This is a genomic window from Camelimonas abortus (assembly GCF_042432745.1).
GTDB classification, from domain to species: domain Bacteria; phylum Pseudomonadota; class Alphaproteobacteria; order Rhizobiales; family Beijerinckiaceae; genus Camelimonas; species Camelimonas abortus.
The window spans coordinates 1,797,913-1,822,825 of sequence record NZ_JBHLWR010000006.1; the positions used below are offsets into that span (position 1 = coordinate 1,797,913).

A 24,913-nucleotide genomic window follows, 5' to 3' on the forward strand; every position below is an offset into this window, starting at 1 on the left:
CGCGCCGTCTCCCTACCCCTCGCCGGGGCGGAGCCGCCAGGCCGGCGCCGCGTTCCGGGCGTCCCTTCGCTGCGCGCGGCTCCGCCCCCGGCGCGCCGGCCCGGACGGCCGGATCGGGAACGGACGGCCAGCGCCGCCCGTCCCGCCGCCATCCCCACCGGACCGCAGACACGCCGGCACGGCCGCAACACGCCGCGCTGGCGCGGGACCGGTCGCGCAGGCCGGCGCGTCCAGCCGGCGGCTGCGCCGCGCAGAGACGCCCGGACCCGCGCGCGGGCGGGCAACGAAAAGGCCGCCGGCCCCCGGCGGCCTGACGGCGGCGCGCCCGGCTGCCGGCCGGGTCCGCCCCGCTCAGCCCTCGCCGCGGTGGCGCGCCGGGTCGTAGTTGAGCACCGGCGCCAGCCAGCGCTCCACCTCGGCGAGGTCCATGCCCTTGCGGCGGGCGTAGTCCTCCGCCTGGTCGCGCTCCACCCGCGCCACGCCGAAATAGTAGCTCTGCGGGTGGGCGATGTAGAGGCCGGAGACCGAGGCTCCCGGCCACATGGCGTAGCTTTCGGTGAGCTTCACGCCGATGCGCTTCTCCGCCTGCAGCAGGCGGAACAGCGTCGCCTTCTCGGTGTGGTCCGGCTGGGCCGGATAGCCCGGCGCCGGGCGGATGCCGGCGTATTTCTCCTGGATCAGCTCGTCATTGGTGAAGTTCTCGTCCGGGGCGTAGCCCCAGAACTCCTTGCGCACGCGCTCGTGCATGCGCTCGGCGAAGGCCTCGGCGATGCGGTCGGCCAGCGCCTTCACCATGATGGAGGAATAGTCGTCGTTGGCGCCCTCGAAGCGCCTAGCGATGCGGTCTTCCTCCGGGCCGGCGGTGACCACGAAACCGCCGATATAGTCCGCCTTGCCGGAGCCTTCCGGCGCGACGAAATCAGCCAGCGCCAGGCTTGGGCGGCCGTCGCGCTTCGCCAGCTGCTGGCGCAGGGTGTGGAAGGTGGCCAGGGTCTCGTTGCGGCTCTCGCCGGCGTAAAGGCGGATGTCGTCGCCGACCGAGTTGGCGGGCCAGAAGCCGATCACCGCGCGCGGCGTGAACCAGCGCTCGCCGATGATCCGCTCCAGCAAGGCCTGGGCGTCCGCATACAGCTGGCGCGCCGCCGCGCCCTGTTTTTCGTCCTCGAGAATGGCCGGGAAGCGTCCTTTCAGCTCCCAGGTCTGGAAGAACGGCGTCCAGTCGATGTAGCGCGCCAGTTCGGCGAGGTCATAGGAGGAGAACACCCGCTCGCCGAGGAAGGCCGGCTTCACCGGCGTCCACGCGCTCCAGTCGAGCCGGAGCGCGTTTTCGCGCGCCTTCGCCAGCGGCATGCGCCGCCTGTCCGCCTCGGCGCTGGCGTGGGCTCCGGCCACCTTTTCATATTCCGCCCGCACGGCCGCTACGAAGTCCGCCGCCTGCGCGTCCGATAGCAGGCTGGAGACCACGCCGACGGCGCGGCTGGCGTCCGGCACGTACACCGCCTGGCCGCGGCGGTAGTTGGGATGGATCTTCACCGCCGTATGCACGCGGCTGGTGGTGGCGCCGCCGATCAGCAGCGGAATGTCGAAGCCCTCGCGCTCCATCTCCGCCGCCACATGGGCCATCTCGTCGAGCGACGGGGTGATGAGGCCGGAGAGGCCGATGACGTCCACCTGCTCCTTGCGGGCCGTCTCAAGGATTTTCGCCGCCGGAACCATCACGCCGAGGTCAATGACCTCATAATTGTTGCAGGCCAGCACGACGCCGACGATGTTCTTGCCGATGTCGTGCACGTCGCCCTTGACGGTGGCGAGCAGCACCTTGCCGGCGCTGCCGCGGGCGTCGGTCTTCCCGGCCTCCATGTAGGGCAGCAGGCAGGCCACCGCCTGCTTCATCACCCGGGCCGACTTCACCACCTGGGGCAGGAACATGCGGCCGGAGCCGAACAGGTCGCCGACCACGCCCATGCCGGCCATCAGCGGCCCCTCGATCACGTCCAGCGGGCGGGCGGCCTTCAGGCGCGCCTCCTCCACGTCCTCCGCGACATATTCGGCGACGCCGTTGACCAGGGCGTGCTCCAGCCGCTTCTCCACCGGCCAGGTCCGCCAGGTGAGGTCGGCCTCGCGCGCCTTGCGCCCGGCCCCGCCGCGGTAGCGCTCGGCCACGTCCATCAGCCGCTCGGTGGCGTCCGGCCGGCGGTTCAGCACCACGTCCTCGCAGGCCTCGCGCAGCTCGGGGTCGATCTCGTCATAGACGGCGAGCTGGCCGGCGTTAACGATGCCCATGTCCATGCCGGCGCGGATGGCGTGGTACAGGAACACCGCGTGCATGGCCTCGCGCACCGGCTCGTTGCCGCGGAACGAGAACGACAGGTTGGAGACGCCGCCGGAGACATGGGCGTACGGCAGCGTCTGGCGGATGGCGCGCGTCGCCTCGATGAAGTCGACGCCATAATTGTTGTGCTCCTCGATGCCCGTCGCCACGGCGAAAATGTTGGGATCGAAGATGATGTCCTCGGGCGGAAAGCCCACCTGCTCCGTCAGGATGCGGTAGGCGCGGGCGGCGATGGCGACCTTGCGTTCGGCCGTGTCCGCCTGGCCCTGCTCGTCGAAGGCCATCACCACCACGGCGGCGCCATAGGCGCGCACGATGCGGGCCTCCTCGACGAACTTCTCCTCGCCCTCCTTCAGCGAGATGGAGTTCACCACGCCCTTGCCCTGCAGGCACTTGAGGCCGGCCTCGATCACCTCGAATTTCGAGGAGTCGACCATCACCGGCACGCGGGCGATGTCGGGCTCGGCGGCGAGCAGGTTGAGGAAGTCGGTCATCGCCTGCTTCGAGTCGAGCAGGCCCTCGTCCATGTTGACGTCGATGATCTGGGCGCCGCTGGCCACCTGGTCGCGGGCCACCTCCAGCGCCGCGGCGTAGTCGCCGGCGGTGACCAGCTTGCGGAACCTGGCCGAGCCGGTGACGTTGGTGCGCTCGCCCACGTTGACGAAGGGAATGTCGTCGGTGAGCGTGAACGGCTCGAGGCCGGAGAGGCGCAGCCGCCGCTCGATCGCCGGAACCTGGCGCGGCGCCTTGCCGGCGACCGCCCGGGCGATGGCGGCGATATGGGCCGGCGTGGTGCCGCAGCAGCCGCCGACGATGTTGACCAGCCCCGCCCCGGCGAATTCGCCCACCAGCGCCGCCATGGCCTCCGGGCTCTCGTCATAGAGGCCGAACTCGTTGGGCAGGCCGGCGTTGGGATAGGCGCAGACGAAAGTGTCGGCGACGCGCGACAGCTCCTGGATGTGCGCGCGCATCTCGCGGGCGCCGAGGGCGCAGTTGAGGCCGATGCTGAAGGGCCTGGCGTGCGCCAGCGAGATCCAGAACGCCTCCGGCGTCTGGCCGGAGAGCGTGCGCCCCGACAGGTCGGTGATGGTGCCGGAGATCATCACCGGCAGGCGCACGCCCCGCTCCGCGAAGACCTGCTCCGCCGCCGCCACCGCCGCCTTGGCGTTGAGCGTGTCGAAGATGGTCTCGATAAGGAGGATGTGGACGCCGCCGTCCACCAGGCCGCGGATCTGTCCGGCGTAGGCGTCGCGCACCCCGTCGAAGGTCACGGCGCGGTAGCCGGGGTTGTTCACGTCCGGCGAGATCGAGAGGGTGCGGTTGGTGGGGCCGACCGCGCCGGCGACGAAGCGCCGGCGACCGTCACGCCGCTCCGCCTCCGCCGCCGCCTCCAGGGCGACGCGGGCGCCGGCGACGTTCAGCTCGTAGACGACGTCCTGCAGGCCGTAGTCCGCCTGGGCGATGGCGGTGCCCGAGAAGGTGTTGGTCTCGACGATGTCCGCCCCGGCCATGAAATACGCGAGGTGAATGTCGCGGATCGCTTCCGGCTGGGTCAGGACCAGGACGTCGTTGTTGCCCTTCAGGTCGAGGGGATGGTCGCGGAAGCGCTCGCCGCGGAAATCCGCCTCGGTGAAGTTGCGGCCCTGGATCATGGTGCCCATGGCCCCGTCCAGCACCAGGATGCGCTCGCGCGCGGCGGCGTCGAGGGCGGCGAGAACGGCGTCCCCGTCGGCGGGACGGGCGCCGGCCGGGGCGGCGGATGCGGTGGTCGTGGTCTGGGTCATGGCCTGTTCCGGTTGCGCGGCCGGGGCGACGCCCCGGCGCCCTCAATGTTCCGCCGGCCCTGCGCGGCCGGCCGCGGGCGCGCCAGGCGCCCGGCGAATGCGCCTCACGACGCCTCCGGCGCCGGCGCGGGCCGCAGCCCGAGCAGGTGGCACACGGCGTAGACGAGGTCGGCGCGGTTCATGGTGTAAAAATGCAGCTCGTCGACGCCGCGGTCGATCAGGTCGGCGGCCTGCTCGCTCACCACCGCCGAGGCGATGAGGCGGCGCGTCTCCGGATCGTCGTCCAGCCCCTCGAACCGGTGCGCCAGCCACGCCGGAATGCTGGCGCCGGTGCGGGCGGCGAAGCTGGCCGCCTGGGCGAAATTCTGCACCGGCAACAGCCCAGGCACGATGGGAATGTTGACGCCGCGCGCCCGCGCCCGGTCGAGAAAGCGGAAATAGACGTCGTTGTCGAAGAAAAACTGGGTGATGGCCCGCGTCGCCCCGGCGTCAATCTTGCGCTTCATCATGTCGAGGTCGGCGTCGAAGTCAGGGCTTTCCGGGTGCTTCTCCGGATAGGCGGACACCGACACCTCGATGTCGCCGATGGCGCGGATGCCGGCCACCAGCTCGGCCGAGGACTGGTAGCCCTCGGGATGGGCGCGGAACGCATGGCCCGGCCCCTCCGCCGGGTCGCCGCGCAGGGCCACGATGTGGCGCACGCCGGCGTCGTAATAGCCGCGGATGACGGCGTCCACCTCGGCGCGGCTGGCCGCCACGCAGGTCAGGTGCGCCGCCGGCGTCAGCGAGGTCTCCTCGACGATGCGCTTGACCGTGGCGTGGGTGCGCTCGCGCGTCGAGCCGCCCGCGCCGTAGGTGACGGAGACGAAATGCGGCCGCATCGGCTCCAGGCGGCGGATGGCGCTCCACAGCTGCTCCTCCATCGCCGGCGTCTTCGGCGGGAAGAACTCGAATGACACGCGCGGAGCGCGCACGCTGTCGCGGCTTGCCCGATAAACCATCATGCAGTCCCTGAATTCCGGCCGTCTGGCGACCCGTCCGTGATTGCGCGCCGCCGGGCGAGCCACAGCACCACCGTAAGGCCCCTGCCGGCCGCCCCGCCCCGGGGCGCATCCTCCGTGGACAGACGCCGCGTCGGCCCCGGCTCGAGGCCGGCGGCGGCGAACCAGGCGGCCATCTGCGCGTCGTCGAATCCCAGGCGCCGGTGCTGGTGGCGGTCGCGCAGGAACTCGTGTTCATGGGTGGCGAAGTCCACCACCAGCAGGCGCCCGCCCGGCGCCAGCGCCTGCGCCGCCTCGCGCACGGCGCGTCCGGGATCGTCAAGAAAGTGCAGCACCTGGTGCATCGTCACCAGGTCAAAGGCGCCGCGCTCCACGTCAAGGGCGTTGATGTCGCCCTGGCGCAGCTCGGCGCGGGTGATTCCCGCCCGCTCCAGATTGGCCCGCGCCACCTGCAGCATGGCCGGGCTGGCGTCGACCCCCACCAGACGCTGCGCCTGCGGCGCCAGCAGCTGCAGCATGCGGCCGGTGCCGGCGCCCAGATCGAGCAGCGCCCGCACCGGGGCCGGGCCGAGCAGCGCCAGGATGGCGTCCTCCACCAGCGCCTCGGGCGCGTGCAGCGAGCGCAGCCGGTCCCATTCCGGCGCCAGGCGCGCGAACCAGGCGCTGGCGACGCGGGCGCGCTCGGCGCGCGCCTCCACCAGCCGCGCCGCGTCGCGGGCGAGCAGCGGATCGTCCGCCGGCAGCGCCTCCACCAGCGCCCGCAGCGGAGCCGGAAAACCGGCGCCGTCCGCCAGGCGGAAAAACGCCCACGCCCCCTCCCGGCGGCGCTCCACCAGGCCCGCGTCGCACAGCAGGCGCAGGTGCCGCGATATGCGCGGCTGCGACTGGCCGAGAATGTCGGTGAGGTCGGAGACGCTGAATTCGCCGTGCGACAGCAGCCTCAGGATGCGCAGGCGCGTCTCCTCCGCCGCCGCCCTGAGCGCGGCCAGAACCTGTTCAAACGAGGCGACGTCTGTCTGCGACACTGGCGCTGGTCTCCCTGACGGCGCCGCGCGCCGCCGCTGGCCCGGGCGCCGCTGGCCCGGGCGCCGCGCGAGGCGGCCGCGCCGCGGCGGACGCCGCCGCCTGTCAGGGACACATATAAAGATATGTTTATATCGTCAAGTCGCCTGCGCCGCCGCCGTCCGGCCGCCGGGGCGCGCGCCCGGCCTCACCTGCGCGCCTCGCCTGCCCCGCCGCAACCCCTCACGCGCCGCCGCGCCTGCCCGCTCATTTGCCGCCCATGGCGGCGCGGGAGATCGGCAGCCTGGCGTTGCGGCGCACGGCGATGAGCAGCACGCCGGCGAGGGCGACGGCCGAACCGATGACCGCGCCGGGCGTCAGCCTGTCGCCGGTCATCCACATGCCGAGGCCGATGGTGATGAGCGGGCACATCAGCGTCAGCGGCGCGATCATGTTGGCCTCATATTTCTTGATGAGGCCGTAATACATGGTGTGGGCGCACACCGAGACCACCAGCGCCGCGAACAGCACGGCGAAGACCAGGGTCCAGCCGCCGGAGAGCGCGCGGGCGACCACGTCCTCCTCAAACAGCGCCGTGCCGAGAATGAGCGGAAAGGCGCTCACCAGCCCCACCCAGGCCTGGAACTGCAGCGGCCGCACCGACGACATCTGCTTCATCATGATGGCGCCCACCGAAGCGCACACCGCCGACGCCGCCACATAGGCAAGGCCGACGGAGGCGCTGACGCCCTCCGGGTCCCACATCACCACCATGGTGCCGGAGAAGGCCAGCAGGATGCCGAGCCGCCGGCGCCAGCCGATGACCTCCCCCAGCACGATCACCGACAGCACCGTGGTGATCGGCACGCCGAGCTGGCTGACGATGGCGGTGGCGGACGGCGTGGCGGTCTGAAGGCCGATGAACACCAGGGCGAAGCTGCCGGCGCCCATGCACAGGCCCACGGTCACGATTCGCCACACCGGCCGCGGCACCGGAAACAGCCACGGCAGGCACACCAGCGCCACGAGGCTGAAGCGCGCCGCCGCATAAAACAGCGGCGGCGCGTTGAGGTCCGAGATCACCACCTTGCTGAGAACGGTGCTGAACGCCCACGCCGCGCAAATCAGGAACAGAATGACGAAATCGCGAATGCTCATGACCTGACCTGCGCGCAACGCGCCCCTGGACGCGCCGCGGCGGCGGCGCAGGAAGCTGCTGCCGCCCGGCGCGCGACGCCACGTGACGGTGAGCCCTGCGCCGGCCGGCGCCGGCCGCGCGCATGGCGGGCTGCGCCCCGGTCCGGAAGGGCCGCCAGCAGAAGCCGGGCGCCAGGAGCGAAGCTGGCGCCTGTCTTGCCTTGCTGTGGGGAGAACGGCGTCGCCCGGAGGGGCGCCTGGCTGTAACGCCACAGGGGTGTGGCCGCAATGGGGCGGCGCGCCGGCATGACCATTTTGCATCCGGCGCGCGACATTCATGCATATATTGCATAACCTGCGCGACCTGCCCTTGCGTTACTTCGGGTCACAATCATGTGGACGCCGCGGCGCCGCCGCGCCTGCGTCCCGGTTTCGCCACGCTCACGGATGAGAGGACGGCGCCGGACGACGCAGGCACCGGCGCGCCGAGGGGGGAGCCCGCCATGAACGGACAGCCGCAGCAGGCCACTGGCATGGAACGCAAACGCATCGACACCATCGACCTGTGGCGCGGCCTCGTGCTGGTCGTGATCTTCATCAATCACGTGCCCGGCAACCTGCTCGAACACGTGACCATGCGCAATTTCGGCTTCTCTGATTCGGCGGAGGCTTTCGTCTTCGTCTCGGGCCTCGCCGTCTCGCTGGCCTACTTCCCGAAGCTGCGCGCCGGCGACTGGCCCGGCACGGCGCGCCGCTGCGTGAAGCGCGCCGTGAAGCTCTACGGCGTGCACCTGCTGCTCACATTTGCGGCGCTGGTGATGTTCGGGCAGGCGTTTCTCGCCACCGGCATCACCGAACTGGCCACCAGTCACGGCCGCGACATCAGCTTCATGGAGCCTGGCCGGGCGCTGGCGGGCCTGCTGCTGCTCAGCCACCAGATCGGCTATTTCAACATCCTGCCGCTGTATGTCGTGCTGATGCTCGCGGCCATTCCGCTGCTGGCGCTGGCGTGGGTGCGGCCGCTGCTGGCGCTGGCGCTGTCGGCGGCGGTCTACGCCTGGTCGCGCGTCACCGGTTTCGGCCTGCCCACCTGGCCGGCGGAAGGGCGCTGGTTCTTTGATCCGCTGTGCTGGCAGCTGCTGTTCACCATCGGCATCGTCTGCGGCGTGATGTGGCGGGGCGGCAAGGCGCCGTTTTCGCGGGCGCTGTTCTGGCTGTGCGTGGCGTGGCTGGCGGCGGGCGCCGTCATGGTGACCAATGTCTTTGGCCTCGCGCCGGGCGTTTATGACGCCGCGCGCGCGTGGCTCGACCTCAGCAAGACCGATCTCGGCCTTGGCCGCCTGACCCATTTTCTCGCCCTCGCCTATGTGCTGTCGCAGATGCGCGTCGGCGAGGCGCTGCTGCGCCTGCCGGGAGCGGACAAGCTCACGCTGATGGGCCGCCACGGCCTCGCCGTGTTCGCCGCCGGTTCGCTGGCCAGCGCCGGCGGGCAGATTCTGCTTGCGATCAGCCACGGTTCGCCCATTGTTGGCGTGGTTTATGTGGTCGCCGGCATTTTCGGTCTGGTGGCCTTCGCGAGCCTGCTTGAATGCCGTTCGACCGCCGCCAGGGCCGGAAAAGCCGCCAGCCAGCCTGTCGCCGCCCGGGGCGGCGGAGGGCCGCGCCAGTGATCGCCTGCGCGCTGGCGCTGCTGGCCGGCCCGGTCCGCGCCGGCGCCGACTGGCCGGGCTCTCCCCTGTCCGGCAAGGCCGTCGTCGCCCCGCCGGAAGCGGCCGCGCCCGCTCCCGGCGCGCCGTTCCCCGCGACCCCGGTCCCGGGCGCGGCCCCGCCGTCCGCCGCCCTGCCCGATCCGGCGCAGAAGACCGGACGCCTGGCGGCGCCGGAGTGCGTCTCCTCCCGCCCCGCCCTCGCCACCACCGGCGAGCTGCGCCGCACCGGCGAACGGCTCGCCGCCGGCCAGCCGCTGCGCATTCTCGCCATCGGCTCGTCCACCACGGAGGGCGTCGGGGCCACCTCGCCGGCGCACGGCTATCCCGCCCGCCTGGAGCAGGAGCTGGAGCGGCTGCTGCCGCACGCGAAGGTGGAGATGCGCGTCTCCGGCGTCGGCGGCGAAACCGCGGCGCAGACGCTGGCGCGGCTGGAGCGCGAGCTGGAGCGCCACCGGCCGGACCTGGTGATCTGGCAGGTGGGCACCAATGACGCCCTCTCCGACGTGGCCGAGGACGCGTTCCGCGCCCTGCTCGACCGCGGCGTCAGCGCCGTCGCGGTCTCCGGCGCCGACCTGATCCTGATGAACCAGCAGTTCTTCCCCTCCATCCGCCGCCGGGCGCGGTACGAGCGCTTTGTGAAGCTGGTGGAGGAAGCCGGGCTGAGCCGGCGCGCCTGCGTGTTCAACCGCTACGCGCTGATGCAGCGCTGGGGCGAGGGTTCGGCCGAGACCCTGCGGAGCATGCTCGCCGCCGACGGCTTTCACATGAGCGACCGCGGCTACGCCTGCATGGCGCGGGTGCTGGCGGACGAGATCGTGCGCGCGGCGTGGAGCGGCGCCGGCGCCAACGCCATGTGAGCGCAGGCGCGGCCCCGGCCGCGTCCCCCCGGACACGCTGGCGCTCCCCTAACGGCGGGGGATGAGGGCGGGCGCGGCGGCGGACTATGCGCCGGCCGGTCCGGAACCGGCCGGGGACGGGGCGGCCGCCGCCCCGGGAGCGGCGAACGGCTGCAGGCGCAGACGGCTGCGGTGGTCGGGCGCGCCGGCGGCTCCGTCCGGCATGAGGCCGCGGAAATAGGCCTTCTGCCAGCCCTGGTCCACGGCCTCCCTGGCGCGGGCGGCGAGGCCGGCGTTGAAGTCGTTGCGGCTGCGCGACCAGGCGGAGAAGCTGGCCGCCAGCTCCGTTCCGGCCGCCAGCGGCTCCAGCGCCGGCGACACCTGCTCCAGCAGCCCGCGCCGCACCGGAAAGAAATGGCAGAACGGCTCGCCTTCCTCAAAGATGACGCGGCGCCCGGGCCTGGTGAACAGCCAGTTCATGGTGAAGGTGTAAGGCGCCCAGTCGGTCTCGATCACTCCGGTGAGCGGCGCGATGCCGTCCTTGGGCCGGTTGACCGGCCCGCACACCATCAGGTCGTAGCCCGGCTCGGTGCGGAACAGCAGCGGCACGTGAAACGTGAGCACGCCGCAGCCGAAATGGCTGACGGCGACGCCGCCGCCGTCAACACGGATGGAAGCCGCGCTGTCGCCGCCGTCCCAGATGGCGCAGACCCGCCCGGGGCACAGCACCTCCCAGCCGTGGCGGTTGGCGATGTTGAGCGGCAGGCAGCGATAGGCGAACCGGGCGGGGGTGGCGTCCATCCACGGACGCTCCAGCGGCGCCGGGCGGATGGTCACACGGTGTCCGTCAAGGATGTAACCAGTGAGCTTCATGCGCGACTCCGCAGCGTTTCGGCGTGCTGGCCCTGACCGGCGCGGCGCCGGACGACCGCCGCCCCAGGCGCCCCCCCGGACCCGCAGGCCACCGCCGCACGCCGCCGGCGCATCCCACCGCAGCAGACCGCGGCCCCACGTCGCCGGCGCGGCGCGCGCCACGGCCAGAACAGGACGGTCAGGAGCGGCGCCGGCGGACGGACCGGCGGCGGGCGGACAACGACAGACGGCCGGCCACGGGAGGGCAGTTACAGCCGGCCGGCGACAGGCGCCGGTGACAGGCGCCGGTGACCGCCCGGCCCGATTCATGTCTCCGCCGGCGCGCCCGGCATGTCCCCCCTTGCGGGCGCGGCGCCGGCCGGCTTGCCCCGGGCCGGGCGGTCATGCGCGGCGCCTCGCCGGAGAGGCCGGCGCGCCGTGCAGGAAAAGGCTAGCGTCAGGAAATTCCGGAAACCACCATAAATCAAAAACCGGCGTTCCAGAACAATACTTGCCGGGGCGGACATGTCATTCCGGAAATACTGTCGAAATCAGGCAACAGCGCCCGCCCTGGCGGGACAGCGCTAGCGTTCGCCCGGATCGGGCAGGCCGGCGGCTGCGGCCAGCAGGGCGCGCAGGCCGGCGAACACGTTCTTGCGCGCGCGCAGGGGCGCGCCGCCGAGGCGCGTCACGGGAGCAAGCAGCCGCAGGCTGTTGGTGACGTAGACCGCGTCGGCCCCGGCCAGCTCCTCCAGCGTAAATCCGTGCTCCGTCGCCTCCAGCCCGATGCGCGGCGCCAGCTGCATGACGGCGCAGCGGGCGACGCCCGGCAGCGCGCCGGCCTCCACCGGCGGGGTCAGCAGCCGCCGCCCGCGCAGGATGAAGACATTGCCGACGCCGCTGCAGGCAACCTCGCCGCGGGTGTTGAGAAACAGCGGCTCGTCGCAGCCGGCGGCGCGCGCGTGCGCCGTCTCCAGCACGCTGTCGATGTAGGCGAGGCTCTTGATGCGCGAGGCCAGCGACGTCTCGTTGCGCCGCACGCCGGAAACCCACAGGCTGAGCGGCCGGAAGGCGGCCGGCTCCGTCATCGGCGCGCGCGCGGCGATCACCGTCGGCCGCGGCGTCTGCGGCGGGGCCACGCCCCGCGGCCCCGGCCCGCGCGTCACCGTCACCCGCACCGAACCGAGCGCCATGCCGGCGCTGGCGAGGTCCATGGCCTCGCCGATGCGCCGCGCCAGCGGCAGGCCGGCGCAGTCGGCGTCCGCGGCGATGCCGATGGCGGCGCAGAACGCCACCAGCCGCGCGTCATGGGCGGCGCGCCAGACCACGCCGCCATTCACGACGAGAGCGGTGTCGAACACGCCGTCGGCCAGCAGCAGGCCGCGGTCGCCCGCGTCAATGGCGGCGGCGCCTGTCGCAGCCGCGCCGTTCACCCAGATCATCCGCGCCTCCGGAAGGGTTGCCCCGCCATGCGTCGGCGATGGCGAGAAAATTCGCCAGCAACTGGTGGCCATGCTCGGTGAGCACGGATTCGGGGTGAAACTGCACCCCGTAAACCGGCAGGCCCACATGTGACAGCGCCATGATTTCCCCGGCCGGGCTGCGGGCGTCTACCCGCAAATGGGTCGCCATGGCCGGCGTCTCGGCCACCGCCAGCGAGTGATAGCGCCCGACGGTGAGCGGATCGGGCAGGCCGGCGAACAGGCCGGCGCCGTTGTGGCGAATGGCGGTCGCCCGCCCGTGCGCCGGCTCCACCGCCCGGCGCACCACGCCGCCGAAGGCCGCGCCCACGCACTGGTGGCCAAGACACACCCCCAGCAGGGGAACCACGCCGGCCAGCGCCTGCGCCAGCGGGAGCGAAACGCCCGCCTCCCGCGGCGTGCACGGCCCGGGCGAGATCACCACCGCCCGCAGCGCGCCGGCGCGGGCGCGGGCCAGAACCTCCGCCACGGTGACGGCGTCGTTGCGCGCCGTCTCCACCCGCGCCCCCAGCTCCCCGAAATAGCGGGCGATGTTGAAGACGAAGCTGTCGTAATTGTCGATGATCAGCAGCATGGGGCGCCGCGCTCCAGCCGGCGGAAGGCCGCGAACAGCCGCGCCGCCTTGGCCTCCGTCTCCTCGAACTCCGCCGCGGCGTCGGAGAGCAGCGTCACGCCGCCGCCGGCGTGAAGGCTGATCTCGCCGCCGGCGACCTGCACGGTGCGGATGGCGACGTTGAGATCCATGTCGCCGTCGAAGCCGATGTAGCCGATGGCGCCGCAATAGACGCCGCGGCCCCTGCCCTCGATCTCCGCGATGATGTCCATGGCGCGGATCTTGGGCGCCCCCGTGATCGAGCCGCCCGGAAACGTGGCGGCGATGAGGTCGAAGGCGTCGCGTCCCGCCGCCAGCTCCGCCTCCACCGCCGAGGTGAGGTGGTGGACGCCGGCGTAGGTCTCCAGCGCGCACAGCGCCGTGACGCGCACGCCGTGCGGCCGGGCCACCCGCGAGAGATCGTTGCGCAGCAGGTCGACGATCATCACGTTCTCGGCCCGGTCTTTCTCCGAGGCGCGCAGGGCCGCGGCGATGGCTGCGTCCTCGCGCGGATCGTCGCTGCGCCGCGCCGTGCCCTTGATCGGCCTTGTCTCGACCACGCCGCCGCGCAGGGCGAGAAAGCGCTCCGGCGAGCTGGAGGCGATGGCGACGTCGCCGAAATCCATGAAGGCGGCGAAGGGCGCGGGGTTCTCGGCGCGCAGCGCCCGGTAAAGCGCGAAGGCGTCGAAATCCGGCGGCGACGGCGCGCTGAAGCGGCGCGCCACATTGGCCTGGTAGATGTCGCCGGCGCGGATGTAGTCCTTCACCCGCTCCACGGCCGCCTCCCATGCCGGGCGGTCGTGGCTGGCGGAAAAGCGGAGGGCCGGGCCCCGGCCCGGCGCGGCGGGCGCGGCGGCGGCCGCCGCCTGCAGAAGCGCCTGCATCTGCGCCCCGCGCCGCGCCGCCCGCGCCGCGCCGGCGGCGCCGGTTTCGGGAAAGCCCGAGGAAAACACCGTGACCCGGCCGGTGAGATGATCGTGGGCGGCGACCACGTCGTGGAAGCCGAACGCCATGTCGTCGACGCCCCCCGGCAGGCGCGGCTGCGACGCCCGCTCGAGGCGCGCGCCGAAATCATAGGCCACATAGCCGGCGGCGCCGCCGCGGAACGGCGCGACGTCCGGCGCCTCCGCCGCCGGCAGGCGCCAGCGCGCGCACAGCCGTCGCAGCGCCGCCAGCGGCGGGCCGGCGAGCGGCGTTCCGTTCCAGAAGGCGCGCCCCTCGCGGACGCGGCAGAGGCCGAACGGCGCCAGGGTGAGGAACGACCAGCGGCCGGTGGCGAAGCGCCCGGCCGCCGGGGCAGGCAGGGCGGAGTCCAGCAGCGCGAAGCCGCGGACGCCGCGCGCCGCCAGCAGGCCGGCGGCCTCCGCCAGCCAGCCGGCGCGTTCGGGATCAGCTTGGAGTTCGCAGCGCCACACCGTTTCACCCGCGTGCTGTGTGCGGCCGGACTCAGGGCGCGGCCGGAGCAGGCATAGCCGTCCGCGCCGCTCCGCGCCAGCGCTTCCGGACGGCGCCGGCGCCGCTCAGACGAACAGCGCGATGGTCTGGCGGGACAGCGCCAGCAGCCTGCCGGTCCCGGACCACACCGCCGTCTCCTGGGTGGAGTAGCCCTCGCCGATGTCCTCGGCGTGCATGCGCAGCAGCGTCCAGCCGGTGACGCCGCGATGGGCCTCGGGGGTGAAGTCCACCATCCAGGTCATGGTGCTGATCGGGCCGAACTCCTTCAGCAGCGCCATGGCGGTTGGCGGCGGCGCGTCGGCCAGCGCCAGAAGCGATACCGGCCCCGAGCCTGCGGCCCCGTCGCGGTGGCGCACCCAGATGACGTATTCCGGCTCGGAGGAGCCGGACATGGGCAGCACGCCGCCGGCGGCGCGCAGCTCAAAATGCTGCGAGAAGGTCGGCCCCTGCCGGCCGCCGAAGAAGTCCGGCGAATCGTCGACGTCCGCCGCCCTGGGGAAAGGCTTGCCCTGGTAGCTGAGGCGCGACTCGCGCGCCGCGCCATAGGTGAGCACGGCGCGGGTGGCGACGGCGCCGTCGCTGGTCAGGTCGACGCCGACGCACACCGCCGACTTGCCCCGGCGCAGCACGGCCGGACGCGCCTCCAGCCAGCCGCTGGCCGGGCCGATGAAGCTGAACTGGGCCGAACGCAGCGGCGGCAGGTCCGGAACGGCGACCTCCGCCGCCCGGGCGCACAGCGCGGCGGAGAGCCCGCCATAGGTGGTGCGGCCCTGCAGCCAGTCGTCGCTCACGAAAACCTTCAAGGCGTCGCCGGCCTCGGTCATTCCGGCCATCAGCCTGGAAAACGGCGTCATCTGTTCCTGCCCTCCAAACGGCGGCGTCCGTCGCGGGCGCGCGTCGCGCCGGCCCGGAACCGCACCAGTCGTTCGCCGATTTATAGATATGAAAGCGCCGGGGCGGCCAGCGGCCGGATCATGCGCCGGATGCATGGCCCCCGCAACCGCCCCGGCGCATGGCGGGACCTGGCGGGACCTTTTTTGCGACCGCCGCCTGAAAACGGCGCGTTAAATGACGCAACGTCAGGCAGATAGCCCCCAGATTGGACCGGCCGTCAGGATTGCTCCCGGCATCAACCGGACTTAGGCTGTCGCGACGCCGCGACGCGACGACAAGGTACAGTCATGCAAGCAAACAGCGTCGCCGGCCCAGGGGATGGAGCGGCTCTGTCATGGATTATCTCACGCTACTGCTCAAGTCGCTTGTGAAGACCGGCAACCTGACCATCATCAGGGATGACGGCGCGCAGACGAAATGGGGCGACGGTCAGGGCGCTCCGGTGACCTTGCGCGTCAGCGAGTCGATGTCGCGCCCGTCGCTGCTTGTCGACGCCGACCTGATGATCGGCGAAGGCTACATGAACGGCGACATCGACATCGTCGAGGGCGACGTCTACGACCTGCTGGAGCTGGGAGCGAAGAACCTGTGGGCCAGCGGCCGCACGCCGCCCACCGAGCTGCTGGCGAAGACGTGGCGGCGCGCCATCCGCCGCGTGCAGCAGTTCAATCCGGTCGGAGCCTCGCGCCGCCAGGTGGCGCACCACTACGACCTCTCGGCGGCGCTGTTCGACAATTTCCTGGATCCGGACCGGCAGTATTCCTGCGCTTACTTCCTCAGGGAAGACGACGACATCGCCCTCGCCCAGGCGCAGAAGAAGCGCCATCTCGCCGCCAAGCTGCTGCTGGAGCCGGGCCAGAAGGTGCTGGACATCGGCTGCGGCTGGGGCGGCCTCGCGCTCTACCTGTCACGCGCAGCGGACGTTTCGGTGGAGGGCATCACCCTCTCGGACGAGCAGCTGGTGGTGGCGCGCGAGCGGGCGCAGGAGAGCGGTCTCGCCGACAAGGTGCGCTTCCGCCACTGCGACTACCGCAACGAGCGCGGCCGCTATGACCGCATCGTCTCGGTGGGCATGTTCGAGCACGTGGGCATCAACCATTACGACGCGTTCTTCCGCAAGGTGCGCGACCTGCTCACCGACGACGGCGTGGCGGTGCTGCACTCCATCGGCCGGTCGGACGGCCCCGGCGCCACCAATTCCTGGATCCAGAAATACATCTTCCCCGGCGGCTATTCGCCGGCGCTGTCGGAGGTGCTGCCGGCCATCGAGCGCGCCGGGCTGATTGTCACTGACGTGGAGATCCTGCGCCTGCACTACGCCGAGACGCTGCGCGCGTGGCGCCGGCGCTTCAACGAGAACCGCGACCGCATCCGCGCCCTCTATGACGAGAAGTTCTGCCGGATGTGGGAGTTCTACCTCGCCGGCTCCGAGGTCACCTTCCGCTATGGCGGCCACATGGTGTTCCAGATCCAGATGGCCAGGAAGGTGGACACGGTTCCGCTGACCCGCGACTACATGTTCGAGGCGGAGAAGCGCCTGCCGCTGTTCCCGGAGGGCGTCGCCAGGCCGCGCCCTGCGCCGCTGCCCGAGGTTCCTGCGGCCGCGCCGGCCCCGGAGCCGCACAGGGAACCGCAGAAGGAGCCGGAGAAAACGCCCGCGCAGGAGCCCGCGCCCGCGGCGGCGTCAGGCGCGGCGGCCACCTCCGCCGCCGCGGCCGCGACAGCCCCGGCCGCGGGCGCGTCCGCCGGGAACGCCGCGCCCGGCTCCGCAGCCAACGACCGCTCCTCCATCGCCGCCGAATAGGCGCGGCGACGGAACGGCGGGCGCCTCCGGGGGCGCGCTGGCGCGCACGCGCCGCGCCCGGCCGCAGGCGCGGGGCGGGAGCACGGGAACAGGAAAGCGAAAAGCGGGAAAACAAAAGCGGGAAAACGAAAAACCGGCGCGGCGCCCGCGCCGGTTTTTTCTGGTCCGGATCCGCCGCCGGCGCGGCGGGGATCAGGCGTCGCCCACGCCGGCGGCGCGGAAACAGGCGGCGACGATCTCCTGCGCCTCCTGCTGGATGCGCCGCAGATGGTCCTCGCCGATGAAGCTCTCGGCGTAGATCTTGTAGACGTCCTCCGTGCCCGAAGGCCGGGCGGCGAACCAGCCGTTCCGCGCCGTCACCTTGACGCCGCCGATGGCCTCATTGTTGCCCGGAGCGTGCGACAGCCGCGCCAGGACGGGCTCGCCGGCCAGCGTGGCCTGCGCGATGTCCTCCGGGCGGATGGCCTTGAGCACCTTTTTCTGCGCGGCGCTGGCGGGGGCGTCGATGCGCGCGTAAACCGGCGCGCCGATCTCGCGGGTCAGGTCGCCGTAGAGCTCGCCCGGATCCCGGCCGGTGCGGGCGGTCATCTCCGCCGCCAGCAGGCCGGCGATGACGCCGTCCTTGTCGGTGGCCCACACGCTGCCGTCGCGGCGCAGGAAGGAGGCGCCGGCGCTCTCCTCGCCGACGAAGCCGAGCGCGCCGTCGATCAGCCCCTCCACGAACCATTTGAAGCCCACCGGCGTCTCCACCAGGCGCCGGCCGAGGCGCGCCGCCACCCGGTCGATGGCGCTGCTGGACACCACCGTCTTGCCCACGCCCACATGCGCCCCCCACTGCGGCCGGTTGGCGAACAGGTAGGCGATGGCCACGGTGAGATAGTGGTTGGGGTTCAGCAGGCCGGCCGAGGGGGCGACAATGCCGTGGCGGTCCGCGTCCGTGTCATTGGCGAAGGCGACGTCAAAACGGTCGCGCAGGCTGATGAGCCGGGCCATGGCGTAGGGCGAGGAGCAGTCCATGCGCAGCTTGCCGTCATGGTCCGCGGTCATGAAGCGGAAGGTGGGGTCGACCGCGTCGTTGGTCACCTCGCCGTTCAGGCCATAGCGCTCGAACACCCGCTCCCAGTAGCGCACCGCCGCGCCGCCCAGCGGATCGACGCCGATGCGCAGCCCGGCCGCGCGCACCACGTCGAGATCGATGATCGCGCCGAGATCGTCCACATAGGGGGTGATGAAATCGCGCCGCGTCACCTGGCCGCCGGCCATGGCCCGGGCGAAGGGAATGCGCTTCACCTCCCGGAGGCCGCCGCGGATGATGTCGTTGGCGCGTTTCTGGATCCGGTCGGTGACGTCGGCGCCGGCCGGCCCGCCATGGGGCGGATTGTACTTGAAGCCGCCGTCCTCCGGCGGATTGTGCGAGGGGGTGATGACCACGCCGTCGGCGAGGCCGCCGTCGCGGCCGCGGTTCCAGCACAGGATGGCGTGGGAGATCACGGGCGTCGGCGTCCAGGCGAGACCGGCGTCCACCTGCACGTCGATTCCATGGGCGGCGAACACCTCCACCGCGCTGGCGAAGGCGGGCTCGGACAGGGCGTGGGTGTCCTTGCCGATGAACAGCGGCCCGGTGATCCCGGCCGCGGCCCGGTGCTCGGCGATGGCCTGGGATATGGCCAGGATGTGCGCCTCGTTGAAGGCGCAGGCGAAAGCCGAGCCGCGGTGCCCCGACGTGCCGAAGGACACCTGCTGCGCGGGGTTCTCCGCATCGGGCTTCAGCACGAAATAGTCAGTGACCAGCCTCGGCACGTTGATGAGCTGGCCAGGATCTGCCGGCTTGCCCGCCAGCGGACTGACTGCGTTCGACATGCATGCTCCCGGGTGATGAGCGGCGACGTGCGGCCGCGCCTGTGACAAGCGGATACACGACGCCCGCCGCAATACAACGGTCCAGGCGTGGCGAAAGCGCGGCGGCGCCTGACCTTCCCTTGCGTCCTGCCGCTGCCGGCGCGACGGCCGCCCCTGCGGCGGCGTGTCCTGGCCGGCGCCGCCCCCCTTTTCTTCTGTGGCGACAGGATGTATGGAAGTTTCAGAAATTTCTGAAATTTCAGATCGGACCGACGGACCCCGACCGATGTCGATGAATCTGCCCCCCCTGGTGCAGTCCTTCGTGCTCCATTTCGGCGAGATGGGCAGCCGCTGGGGCATCAACCGCACCGTCGGCCAGATCTACGCCCTGCTTTACGTCTCGCCGGAGCCGCTGTGCGCCGACCAGATCGTGACCGCGCTGGGCATGTCGCGCTCCAACGTCTCCATGGGCCTGCGCGAGCTGCAGGCGTGGAACCTGGTGCTGATGAAACACCTGCCAGGCGACCGGCGCGACTACTACACCACCCCCGACGACATCTGGACGATCCTGCGCACCCTGGCCGAGGAGCGCAAGAAACGCGAGGTGGACCCCACCCTCTCGGTGCTGCGCGAAATCCTGATGCAGCAACCGGCCAGCGAGGCCGAACGCCACGCCCAGCGGCGCATGGCCGAGATGCACAACATGATCGAACGGCTGACCACCTGGTACGATGATGTGAAACAGCTCGACCAGGAAAGGCTGGCTTCGCTGTTGACGCTCGGGTCCCGTGTGACCAAGCTGCTTGAAACGACCGACCGGATCGTTTCGATCGGCCGGAAACGGCGCCCCCCGGCGAAGGAATGACGCCATGAGAAACGGCGCATGGCCCGCTGATGCGGTCAGCTGCGGCGCGGCGGCAGGCGTCGCGCCGGAAGGGGAGTCGCCGGCCCCGGCCCGCGCGCCGGAGCCGCCGGCCGCGGCCGCCGGCGACGGCAGATGCGCCGCCCGGGCCGCCGCCGTCATCCACACCGTCGCCGCGCTGCTGTGGCTGCCCCAGGCCGCGCTCATCGCCTGGACCATCGGCGCCGTCGCCGACGGCGCGCCCGCCTCGGCCGCCGTGGCTCCGGCGCTCGGGGTGCTGCTGCTCGGCGTGCTGCGCGCCGGGCTTGAGGCGCGGGGCGTGCGCCGCGCCTTCGCCGGCGCCCGCGCCGCGCTCTCCGCGCGCCGCGCCGCCGCCTGCGCCGCCCTCGCCGCCCTGTCGCCGCTGGACGCGCGCCGGCCCGCCTCGGGCGAGGCGGCTTCGGTGATCGGCGAGCAGGCGGAGGCCGTGCAGACCTATTACGCCCGCTTCCTGCCGGCGCGCTTCAAGGCGGCGGCGGCGCCGCTGGCCATCCTCGCGTGCATACTGCCCTTCTCCTGGCTGGCGGCGCTGATCCTGCTGGTCGCGGCCCCGCTCATTCCCGTCTTCATGGCGCTCATCGGCTGGCGGGCGAAGGCGGCCAGCGAGGAGCAGCTGGTGGAGATGGGCTCCATGAACGCCTTCCTGCTCGACCGGCTGCGCGGCCTCGCCACCATCCGCTCCCTTGGCGCGGTGGACCTCACGGCCCGTCGCCTGCGCGCCAATGCGGAGGGGCTGCGGCGCAAGACCATGGCGGTGCTGCGCATCGCCTTTCTCTCCTCGGCGGTGCTGGAGCTGTTCTCGGCCCTCGGCGTGGCGCTGGCGGCGGTTTACGTCGGCTTCCACCTGCTGGGCGAGATGCCCTTCGGCGCCTGGGGCGGCAGGCTCACCCTGGCCGAGGGCCTGTTCATCCTGATGCTGTCGCCCGCCTTCTTCGACCCGCTGCGCGAGCTCTCCGCGGTGTGGCACGACCGCGCCGCGGGCGAGGCGGCCATCGCCGCGCTCGACAGGCTGTCGGCCGCCGCGGCGCGGGCCAGCCTGCCGGGCGCGGCCGTCCCTGCGGCGGAGGCCGCCGCCGCCGTCCCCGCCACGGGCCCCCTCGGCGTCAGCGTGCAGGCGCCGGCGTTCCGCTATCCGGGCGCGGAGACCCCGGCGCTGGACGGTTCGGTCTCCTTCGAGGTCCAGCCAGGCGAACGGGTGGCGCTGCTGGGGCCGAGCGGCTGCGGCAAGTCCACCCTGCTGGCGCTGGTCGCCGGCCTCGCCCGGCCGGAATCCGGCGAGATCCGCATCGGCGGCGCGCGCATGGACGACGGCTCCGCCGCCGCGCTGCGCCGGCGCATCGCCTGGGTGAGCCAGAAGCCGCACATTTTCGCCGGCTCCATTGACGGCAACGTCGCCATGGGCCGCGGCGCCGATCCGGCCGGATCCGCCGCGCGCGCCCGCGCCGCCATCGCCTGGGCGAGCCTCGACAGCCTCCATGAAGCCCGCGGCGGCGCCATCATCGGCGAGAACGGCGTCGGCCTGTCCGGCGGCGAGGCGCTGCGCATCGCCCTGGCCCGCGCCGCCTTCAACACCGGGGCCGGCCTCGTGCTGGCCGACGAACCCACCGCCCATCTCGACCGCGCCACCGCCCGCGCCGTCGCCGCCGCCCTGCTGGATCTCGCCCGCGACCGCACCCTGATCGTCGCCACCCATGATCCGGAGCTGGCGGCGCGCATGGACCGGATCATTCCCCTCGCCCCGCGTCCGCAGGCGGGGCCAACGCTGGAGGAGGCGGCATGAGCGGCGCGCGTCCCACCCTGCGGCGGAGCCTGCGCGCCGTGCTGGGCCTGTACTGGCGCAGCCAGCGCCGCCGCCTCGCGCTGGGCGCGGCGCTGGCCACGGTCACGGTGATCGCCGGCATCGCCCTGCTCGGGCTCTCGGGCTGGTTCATCGCCGCCGCCGCCATCGCCGGGCTCTCGGCGGCCTCGGCGCTGGCGTTCGACGTGTTCACGCCCTCGGCGGGCATCCGCCTGCTGGCGCTGGGCCGCACCGCCGCCCGTTACGGCGAGCGGCTCGCCACCCATGACGCCACCTTCGCCGTGCTGGCGGAGCTGCGCGAGCGCGCCTTCCGCGGCTGGGCGCGGCCGGGCGCGGCGCGCCTGCTGCTGCTGCGGCCGGCGCGGCTGCTGTTCCGCCTCACCGGCGACATCGACGCGCTCGATTCGCTGTACCTGCGCATCCTGGTTCCCGCCGCCGCCGCGACCGGCGCCGGCCTCGTCACCGGGGTGACGCTGGGGCTGGTCAGTCCGTGGCTCGGCCTCGCCGCCACGGCGTGGCTGCTGCTGGCCGGCCTTGGCGCGCCCACGCTCGCCGCGCGGAGGGCGCTCGCCCCGGCCCGGCGGCGCGCCAGCGGCCTCGAGACCCTGCGCCAGCGGGTGATTGATCTCGCCGCCGGCCAGACTGACCTCGTCATGACCGGGCGACTGGAGGCCGCCGCCAGGGCGGTGGCCGCGGCGGACGCCCGTCTCGCCCGCGCCGACGACGCCATCAACCGCGCCGAGGCCGGTCTCACCGCCGTGTTTGGCGTGGCGGGCGCCGTGCTGCTCTCCGGCGTGCTGCTCGCCGCCGCCCTGCTGGCGGAGCACGGCGCCATCGGCGCGCCGGTGGCCGCCATGTGCGCCCTGGTCGCCCTTGCGGCGCTGGAGCCCTTCGCCGCGCTGCGGCGCGGCGCCATGGAGCTGGGCCGCACGCTGCTGGCGCTGGGCCGCCTCGCCCCGCGCCTCGCCGGCGCGCAGGAGCAGGAGACGCAGGAGCCTCCGGCGCCGGAGCCCGGCTTCGCCGTGCAGCTGGAGGGAGTGAGCCTGCGCCATGCCGGCGCGGCGCGGCCGACGCTGCGGGACGTGACCTTCGCCGTCGCCGCCGGCGAGCGCGTGGCGCTCACCGGCCCGAGCGGCGCCGGCAAGTCGACGCTGCTGGCGCTGCTGGCCGGCGAGCTTTCCCCCGCCGCGGGCGTGGCGCGCCGCCTGCCCTCCGGCCTGCTCACCCAGCGCACCGAGCTGTTCCAGGACACGCTGCGCGACAACCTGCGCCTCGCGGCGCCGGAGGCGGACGACGCCCGGCTGATGCAGGCGCTGGAGGCGGCCGGCCTTGGCGCGGTCGTGCGCCGGCTGCCCGGGGGGCTGGACGCCATGCTGGGGGAAGGCGGCGCCGGCCTTTCCGGCGGCCAGGCGCGACGGCTGGCGCTGGCGCGGCTGCTGCTGCGCGACGCGCCGCTGTGGCTGCTGGACGAACCGACCGAGGCGCTGGACGCCGGCGCCGCCCGCGCGACGCTGGCGTGCGTCGACAGCCTCGCCGCCGGCCGCGCCCTCGTCATCGCCACCCACCTGCGCCGGGAGGCGGAGCTGGCCGACCGGCTGGCGGTGATGGAGGGCGGGCGGATCGTGTTTCAGGCGCGCCGGGGCGAACCGGCCTTCGACGCGCTGCTGGCCGGACTGCGGCCAGACTGAATGCGCTCCCCGAAAGGGGAGACGGACGCCGGGCCCCAAGGCCCGGCCCCGCGCGGGACGGCCGGTGCGCGGCCGCCCCGCGCCGGGCGCGAGGGGGAGCCCGTCGCGGCGGCGACGCCGGACGGGCCAGCGGCGCCCACCCCGGACGGGGCGACCCGCCGGGCCCTGGTCCGCCGGCGACGGCGGACAGCATTCACAAGGGGGTTGGGCCAGCCGGCCTGACGTGACGCATGGAACTCGACATTGTCGCGCTATCGCGCCTCCAGTTCGCGCTGACGGCGCTCTATCACTTCCTGTTTGTGCCGCTGACGCTCGGCCTTTCGATCCTCGTCGCCATCATGGAGACGGTCTATGTGATGACCGGCCGTCCCATCTGGCGGCAGATGACGAAATTCTGGGGCACGCTCTTCGGCATCAACTTCGTGCTCGGCGTGTCCACCGGCATCGTGATGGAGTTCCAGTTCGGCATGAACTGGAGCTATTACAGCCATTACGTCGGCGACATCTTCGGCGCCCCGCTGGCCATTGAGGGCCTGATGGCCTTCTTCCTTGAGGCCACCTTTGTCGGCCTGTTCTTCTTCGGCTGGGAGCGCATGTCCCGCCTCGGCCACATGATCATCACCTGGCTGATGGCGCTGGGCACGAACTTCTCGGCGCTGTGGATCCTGGTGGCCAACGGCTGGATGCAGAATCCGGTCGGCTCGGCCTTCAATCCCGAAACCATGCGCATGGAGATCACGAGCTTCTACGACGTGATCATGAATCCGGTGGCGCAGGCCAAGTTCGTGCACACGGTTTCGGCGGGCTACACCTGCGGCGCCATCTTCGTGCTGGGCGTGTCGGCCTGGTACCTGCTGAAGGGGCGTCACCTCGAGCTGGCGCGGCGCTCCATGGCGGTCGCCGCCTCCTTCGGCCTCGCCTCGGCCCTGTCGGTCGTGGTGCTGGGCGACGAGAGCGGCTATCTCACCACCGAGCACCAGAAGATGAAGCTGGCCGCCATCGAGGCCATGTGGGAGACGGAGCCGCCGCCGGCCTCCTTCACCCTGTTCGGCTTCCCGGACACAAAGGAGCGCGGGACCCATTACGCGGTGCACATTCCGTGGGTGATGGGCCTCATCGGCACGCGCTCGCTCGACACGCCGATCATGGGCATCAACGAGCTGACGCAGCGCGCCGAAGGCTGGATCCGCAAGGGCGTCGTCGCCTACGACGCCCTGCAGAAGATCCGCGCCCTGCCGCGCGGCGCGAAGATCCCGGACGAGCTGAAGCAGCAGTTTGAGGAGAACGGCCGCGAGCTGGGCTACGCCCTGCTGCTGAAGCGCTATGTGGACGATCCGCGCGAGGCGACGCCGGAGCAGATCACGAAGGCGGCCAACGACACCGTGCCCATGGTCGGCCCCATCTTCTGGATGTTCCGCATCATGGTGGCCTGCGGCTTCTTCTTCATCCTGCTGACGGCGGTGTTTTTCTACAAGTCGGCCCGCCGCAACCTGGAGACGCCGCGCTGGCTGCTGTGGGTGGCGGTGTGGTCGATTCCGCTGCCGTGGGTGGCGGCGGAGTGCGGCTGGATGGTGGCCGAACTGGGTCGCCAGCCGTGGGTGATCGAAGGCGTGCTGCCGACGGCGCTGGCGGTCTCCAGCCTCGGCGCCTCGACGGTGCTGATGACCATCATCGGCTTCACGCTGCTCTACTCGGCGCTGATCGTCATCGAGATGAAGCTGATGCTGCGCGCCATCCGCAAGGGACCGGAGCCGGATCACCAGCCCGAGACCGAGCTCGTTCCCGCCGTTCTCGCGCCTGCGGAGTAA

At 72.4% G+C, this 24,913-nt stretch carries 17 protein-coding genes; 7 read left to right on the forward strand and 10 right to left on the reverse strand.

Translation table 11 applies throughout. The features are described 5' to 3' along the window. Positions 1-351 precede the first annotated feature (351 nt). The 4 genes from metH to ACFFJB_RS10115 all read right to left on the reverse strand — a co-directional run bounded on the left by metH (position 352) and on the right by ACFFJB_RS10115 (position 7,277). Positions 352-4,116 (reverse strand): methionine synthase, encoded by a 3,765-nt coding sequence (metH, locus tag ACFFJB_RS10100; protein WP_376831184.1) that lies wholly within the window; start codon positions 4,114-4,116, stop codon positions 352-354. A gap of 104 nt (positions 4,117-4,220) precedes the next feature. Then, the gene (metF, locus tag ACFFJB_RS10105; protein WP_376831186.1) at positions 4,221-5,120 is read right to left on the reverse strand and encodes a methylenetetrahydrofolate reductase [NAD(P)H]; all 900 of its coding nucleotides are present in this window, start codon (positions 5,118-5,120) and stop codon (positions 4,221-4,223) included. Beyond that, positions 5,117-6,142 (reverse strand): ArsR/SmtB family transcription factor, encoded by a 1,026-nt coding sequence (locus tag ACFFJB_RS10110; protein WP_376831188.1) that lies wholly within the window; start codon positions 6,140-6,142, stop codon positions 5,117-5,119. The genes metF and ACFFJB_RS10110 overlap by 4 nt, the downstream gene beginning before the upstream one ends. A 244-nt stretch (positions 6,143-6,386) precedes the next feature. Continuing rightward, positions 6,387-7,277 carry a DMT family transporter gene (locus ACFFJB_RS10115; protein ID WP_376831190.1) on the reverse strand — a complete coding sequence of 297 codons (891 nt, stop codon included), beginning with the start codon at positions 7,275-7,277 and terminating at the stop codon, positions 6,387-6,389. A gap of 482 nt (positions 7,278-7,759) precedes the next feature. Here ACFFJB_RS10115 and ACFFJB_RS10120 point away from each other — a divergent pair, with 482 nt between their 5' ends. Further along, positions 7,760-8,926, forward strand: coding sequence for an OpgC family protein (locus tag ACFFJB_RS10120; protein ID WP_376831192.1), 1,167 nt, complete (start codon positions 7,760-7,762; stop codon positions 8,924-8,926). Beyond that, positions 8,923-9,822 carry an SGNH/GDSL hydrolase family protein gene (locus ACFFJB_RS10125; RefSeq protein WP_376831194.1) on the forward strand — a complete coding sequence of 300 codons (900 nt, stop codon included), beginning with the start codon at positions 8,923-8,925 and terminating at the stop codon, positions 9,820-9,822. Before ACFFJB_RS10120 ends, ACFFJB_RS10125 begins: the two co-directional genes overlap by 4 nt. 84 nt (positions 9,823-9,906) lie before the next feature. Here the strand turns inward: ACFFJB_RS10125 and ACFFJB_RS10130 are convergent, their stop codons facing one another. The 5 genes from ACFFJB_RS10130 to ACFFJB_RS10150 form a co-directional block, all read right to left on the reverse strand. Beyond that, positions 9,907-10,674 carry a DUF6065 family protein gene (locus ACFFJB_RS10130; RefSeq protein WP_376831196.1) on the reverse strand — a complete coding sequence of 256 codons (768 nt, stop codon included), beginning with the start codon at positions 10,672-10,674 and terminating at the stop codon, positions 9,907-9,909. Positions 10,675-11,237: 563 nt separating this feature from the next. Continuing rightward, positions 11,238-12,095 (reverse strand): aminotransferase class IV, encoded by an 858-nt coding sequence (locus ACFFJB_RS10135; RefSeq protein WP_376831198.1) that lies wholly within the window; start codon positions 12,093-12,095, stop codon positions 11,238-11,240. Continuing rightward, positions 12,049-12,708 (reverse strand): anthranilate synthase component II, encoded by a 660-nt coding sequence (locus tag ACFFJB_RS10140; protein ID WP_376831200.1) that lies wholly within the window; start codon positions 12,706-12,708, stop codon positions 12,049-12,051. The genes ACFFJB_RS10135 and ACFFJB_RS10140 overlap by 47 nt, the downstream gene beginning before the upstream one ends. Then, a complete protein-coding gene (gene pabB / locus ACFFJB_RS10145) occupies positions 12,699-14,096 on the reverse strand; it encodes an aminodeoxychorismate synthase component I (RefSeq protein WP_376832639.1) in 1,398 nt (465 codons plus the stop codon). The genes ACFFJB_RS10140 and pabB overlap by 10 nt, the downstream gene beginning before the upstream one ends. Positions 14,097-14,246: 150 nt before the next feature. Continuing rightward, the gene (locus tag ACFFJB_RS10150) at positions 14,247-15,035 is read right to left on the reverse strand and encodes a thioesterase family protein (protein WP_376831202.1); all 789 of its coding nucleotides are present in this window, start codon (positions 15,033-15,035) and stop codon (positions 14,247-14,249) included. A gap of 374 nt (positions 15,036-15,409) precedes the next feature. Here ACFFJB_RS10150 and ACFFJB_RS10155 point away from each other — a divergent pair, with 374 nt between their 5' ends. Further along, the gene (locus ACFFJB_RS10155) at positions 15,410-16,879 is read left to right on the forward strand and encodes a cyclopropane fatty acid synthase (RefSeq protein ID WP_376831204.1); all 1,470 of its coding nucleotides are present in this window, start codon (positions 15,410-15,412) and stop codon (positions 16,877-16,879) included. Between the two features lie 192 nt (positions 16,880-17,071). Here ACFFJB_RS10155 and pgm read toward each other — a convergent pair whose 3' ends face one another. After that, positions 17,072-18,739 (reverse strand): phosphoglucomutase (alpha-D-glucose-1,6-bisphosphate-dependent), encoded by a 1,668-nt coding sequence (gene pgm / locus ACFFJB_RS10160; RefSeq protein ID WP_376831206.1) that lies wholly within the window; start codon positions 18,737-18,739, stop codon positions 17,072-17,074. A gap of 271 nt (positions 18,740-19,010) precedes the next feature. On the opposite strand from pgm, the gene ACFFJB_RS10165 reads away from it, so the two are divergent. From ACFFJB_RS10165 to ACFFJB_RS10180, 4 genes are all read left to right on the forward strand, one after another. Next, positions 19,011-19,583 carry a GbsR/MarR family transcriptional regulator gene (locus tag ACFFJB_RS10165; protein WP_376832641.1) on the forward strand — a complete coding sequence of 191 codons (573 nt, stop codon included), beginning with the start codon at positions 19,011-19,013 and terminating at the stop codon, positions 19,581-19,583. 4 nt (positions 19,584-19,587) lie between these two features. Continuing rightward, on the forward strand, positions 19,588-21,399 hold the full coding sequence (gene cydD / locus ACFFJB_RS10170) for a thiol reductant ABC exporter subunit CydD (protein WP_376831208.1): 1,812 nt from the start codon (positions 19,588-19,590) through the stop codon (positions 21,397-21,399). Then, entirely contained in the window at positions 21,396-23,105 is a 1,710-nt protein-coding gene (gene cydC / locus ACFFJB_RS10175) for a thiol reductant ABC exporter subunit CydC (RefSeq protein WP_376831210.1), read from the forward strand. Before cydD ends, cydC begins: the two co-directional genes overlap by 4 nt. A gap of 230 nt (positions 23,106-23,335) precedes the next feature. Then, positions 23,336-24,913, forward strand: a complete 1,578-nt coding sequence (locus ACFFJB_RS10180) for a cytochrome ubiquinol oxidase subunit I (protein ID WP_376831212.1) — start codon at positions 23,336-23,338, stop codon at positions 24,911-24,913.

Coding starts and splice junctions, on each gene's coding strand:
- ACFFJB_RS10155 (WP_376831204.1), top strand. CDS start 15,410: ATGGATTATCTCACGCTACTGCTCAAGTCGCTTGTGAAGACCGGCAAC.
- ACFFJB_RS10165 (WP_376832641.1), top strand. CDS start 19,011: ATGAATCTGCCCCCCCTGGTGCAGTCCTTCGTGCTCCATTTCGGCGAG.
- metF (WP_376831186.1), bottom strand. CDS start 5,120: ATGATGGTTTATCGGGCAAGCCGCGACAGCGTGCGCGCTCCGCGCGTG.
- ACFFJB_RS10180 (WP_376831212.1), top strand. CDS start 23,336: ATGGAACTCGACATTGTCGCGCTATCGCGCCTCCAGTTCGCGCTGACG.
- ACFFJB_RS10135 (WP_376831198.1), bottom strand. CDS start 12,095: ATGATCTGGGTGAACGGCGCGGCTGCGACAGGCGCCGCCGCCATTGAC.
- ACFFJB_RS10150 (WP_376831202.1), bottom strand. CDS start 15,035: ATGACGCCGTTTTCCAGGCTGATGGCCGGAATGACCGAGGCCGGCGAC.
- metH (WP_376831184.1), bottom strand. CDS start 4,116: ATGACCCAGACCACGACCACCGCATCCGCCGCCCCGGCCGGCGCCCGT.
- pgm (WP_376831206.1), bottom strand. CDS start 18,739: ATGTCGAACGCAGTCAGTCCGCTGGCGGGCAAGCCGGCAGATCCTGGC.
- cydC (WP_376831210.1), top strand. CDS start 21,396: ATGAGCGGCGCGCGTCCCACCCTGCGGCGGAGCCTGCGCGCCGTGCTG.
- ACFFJB_RS10120 (WP_376831192.1), top strand. CDS start 7,760: ATGAACGGACAGCCGCAGCAGGCCACTGGCATGGAACGCAAACGCATC.
- ACFFJB_RS10115 (WP_376831190.1), bottom strand. CDS start 7,277: ATGAGCATTCGCGATTTCGTCATTCTGTTCCTGATTTGCGCGGCGTGG.
- ACFFJB_RS10130 (WP_376831196.1), bottom strand. CDS start 10,674: ATGAAGCTCACTGGTTACATCCTTGACGGACACCGTGTGACCATCCGC.
- ACFFJB_RS10140 (WP_376831200.1), bottom strand. CDS start 12,708: ATGCTGCTGATCATCGACAATTACGACAGCTTCGTCTTCAACATCGCC.
- cydD (WP_376831208.1), top strand. CDS start 19,588: ATGAGAAACGGCGCATGGCCCGCTGATGCGGTCAGCTGCGGCGCGGCG.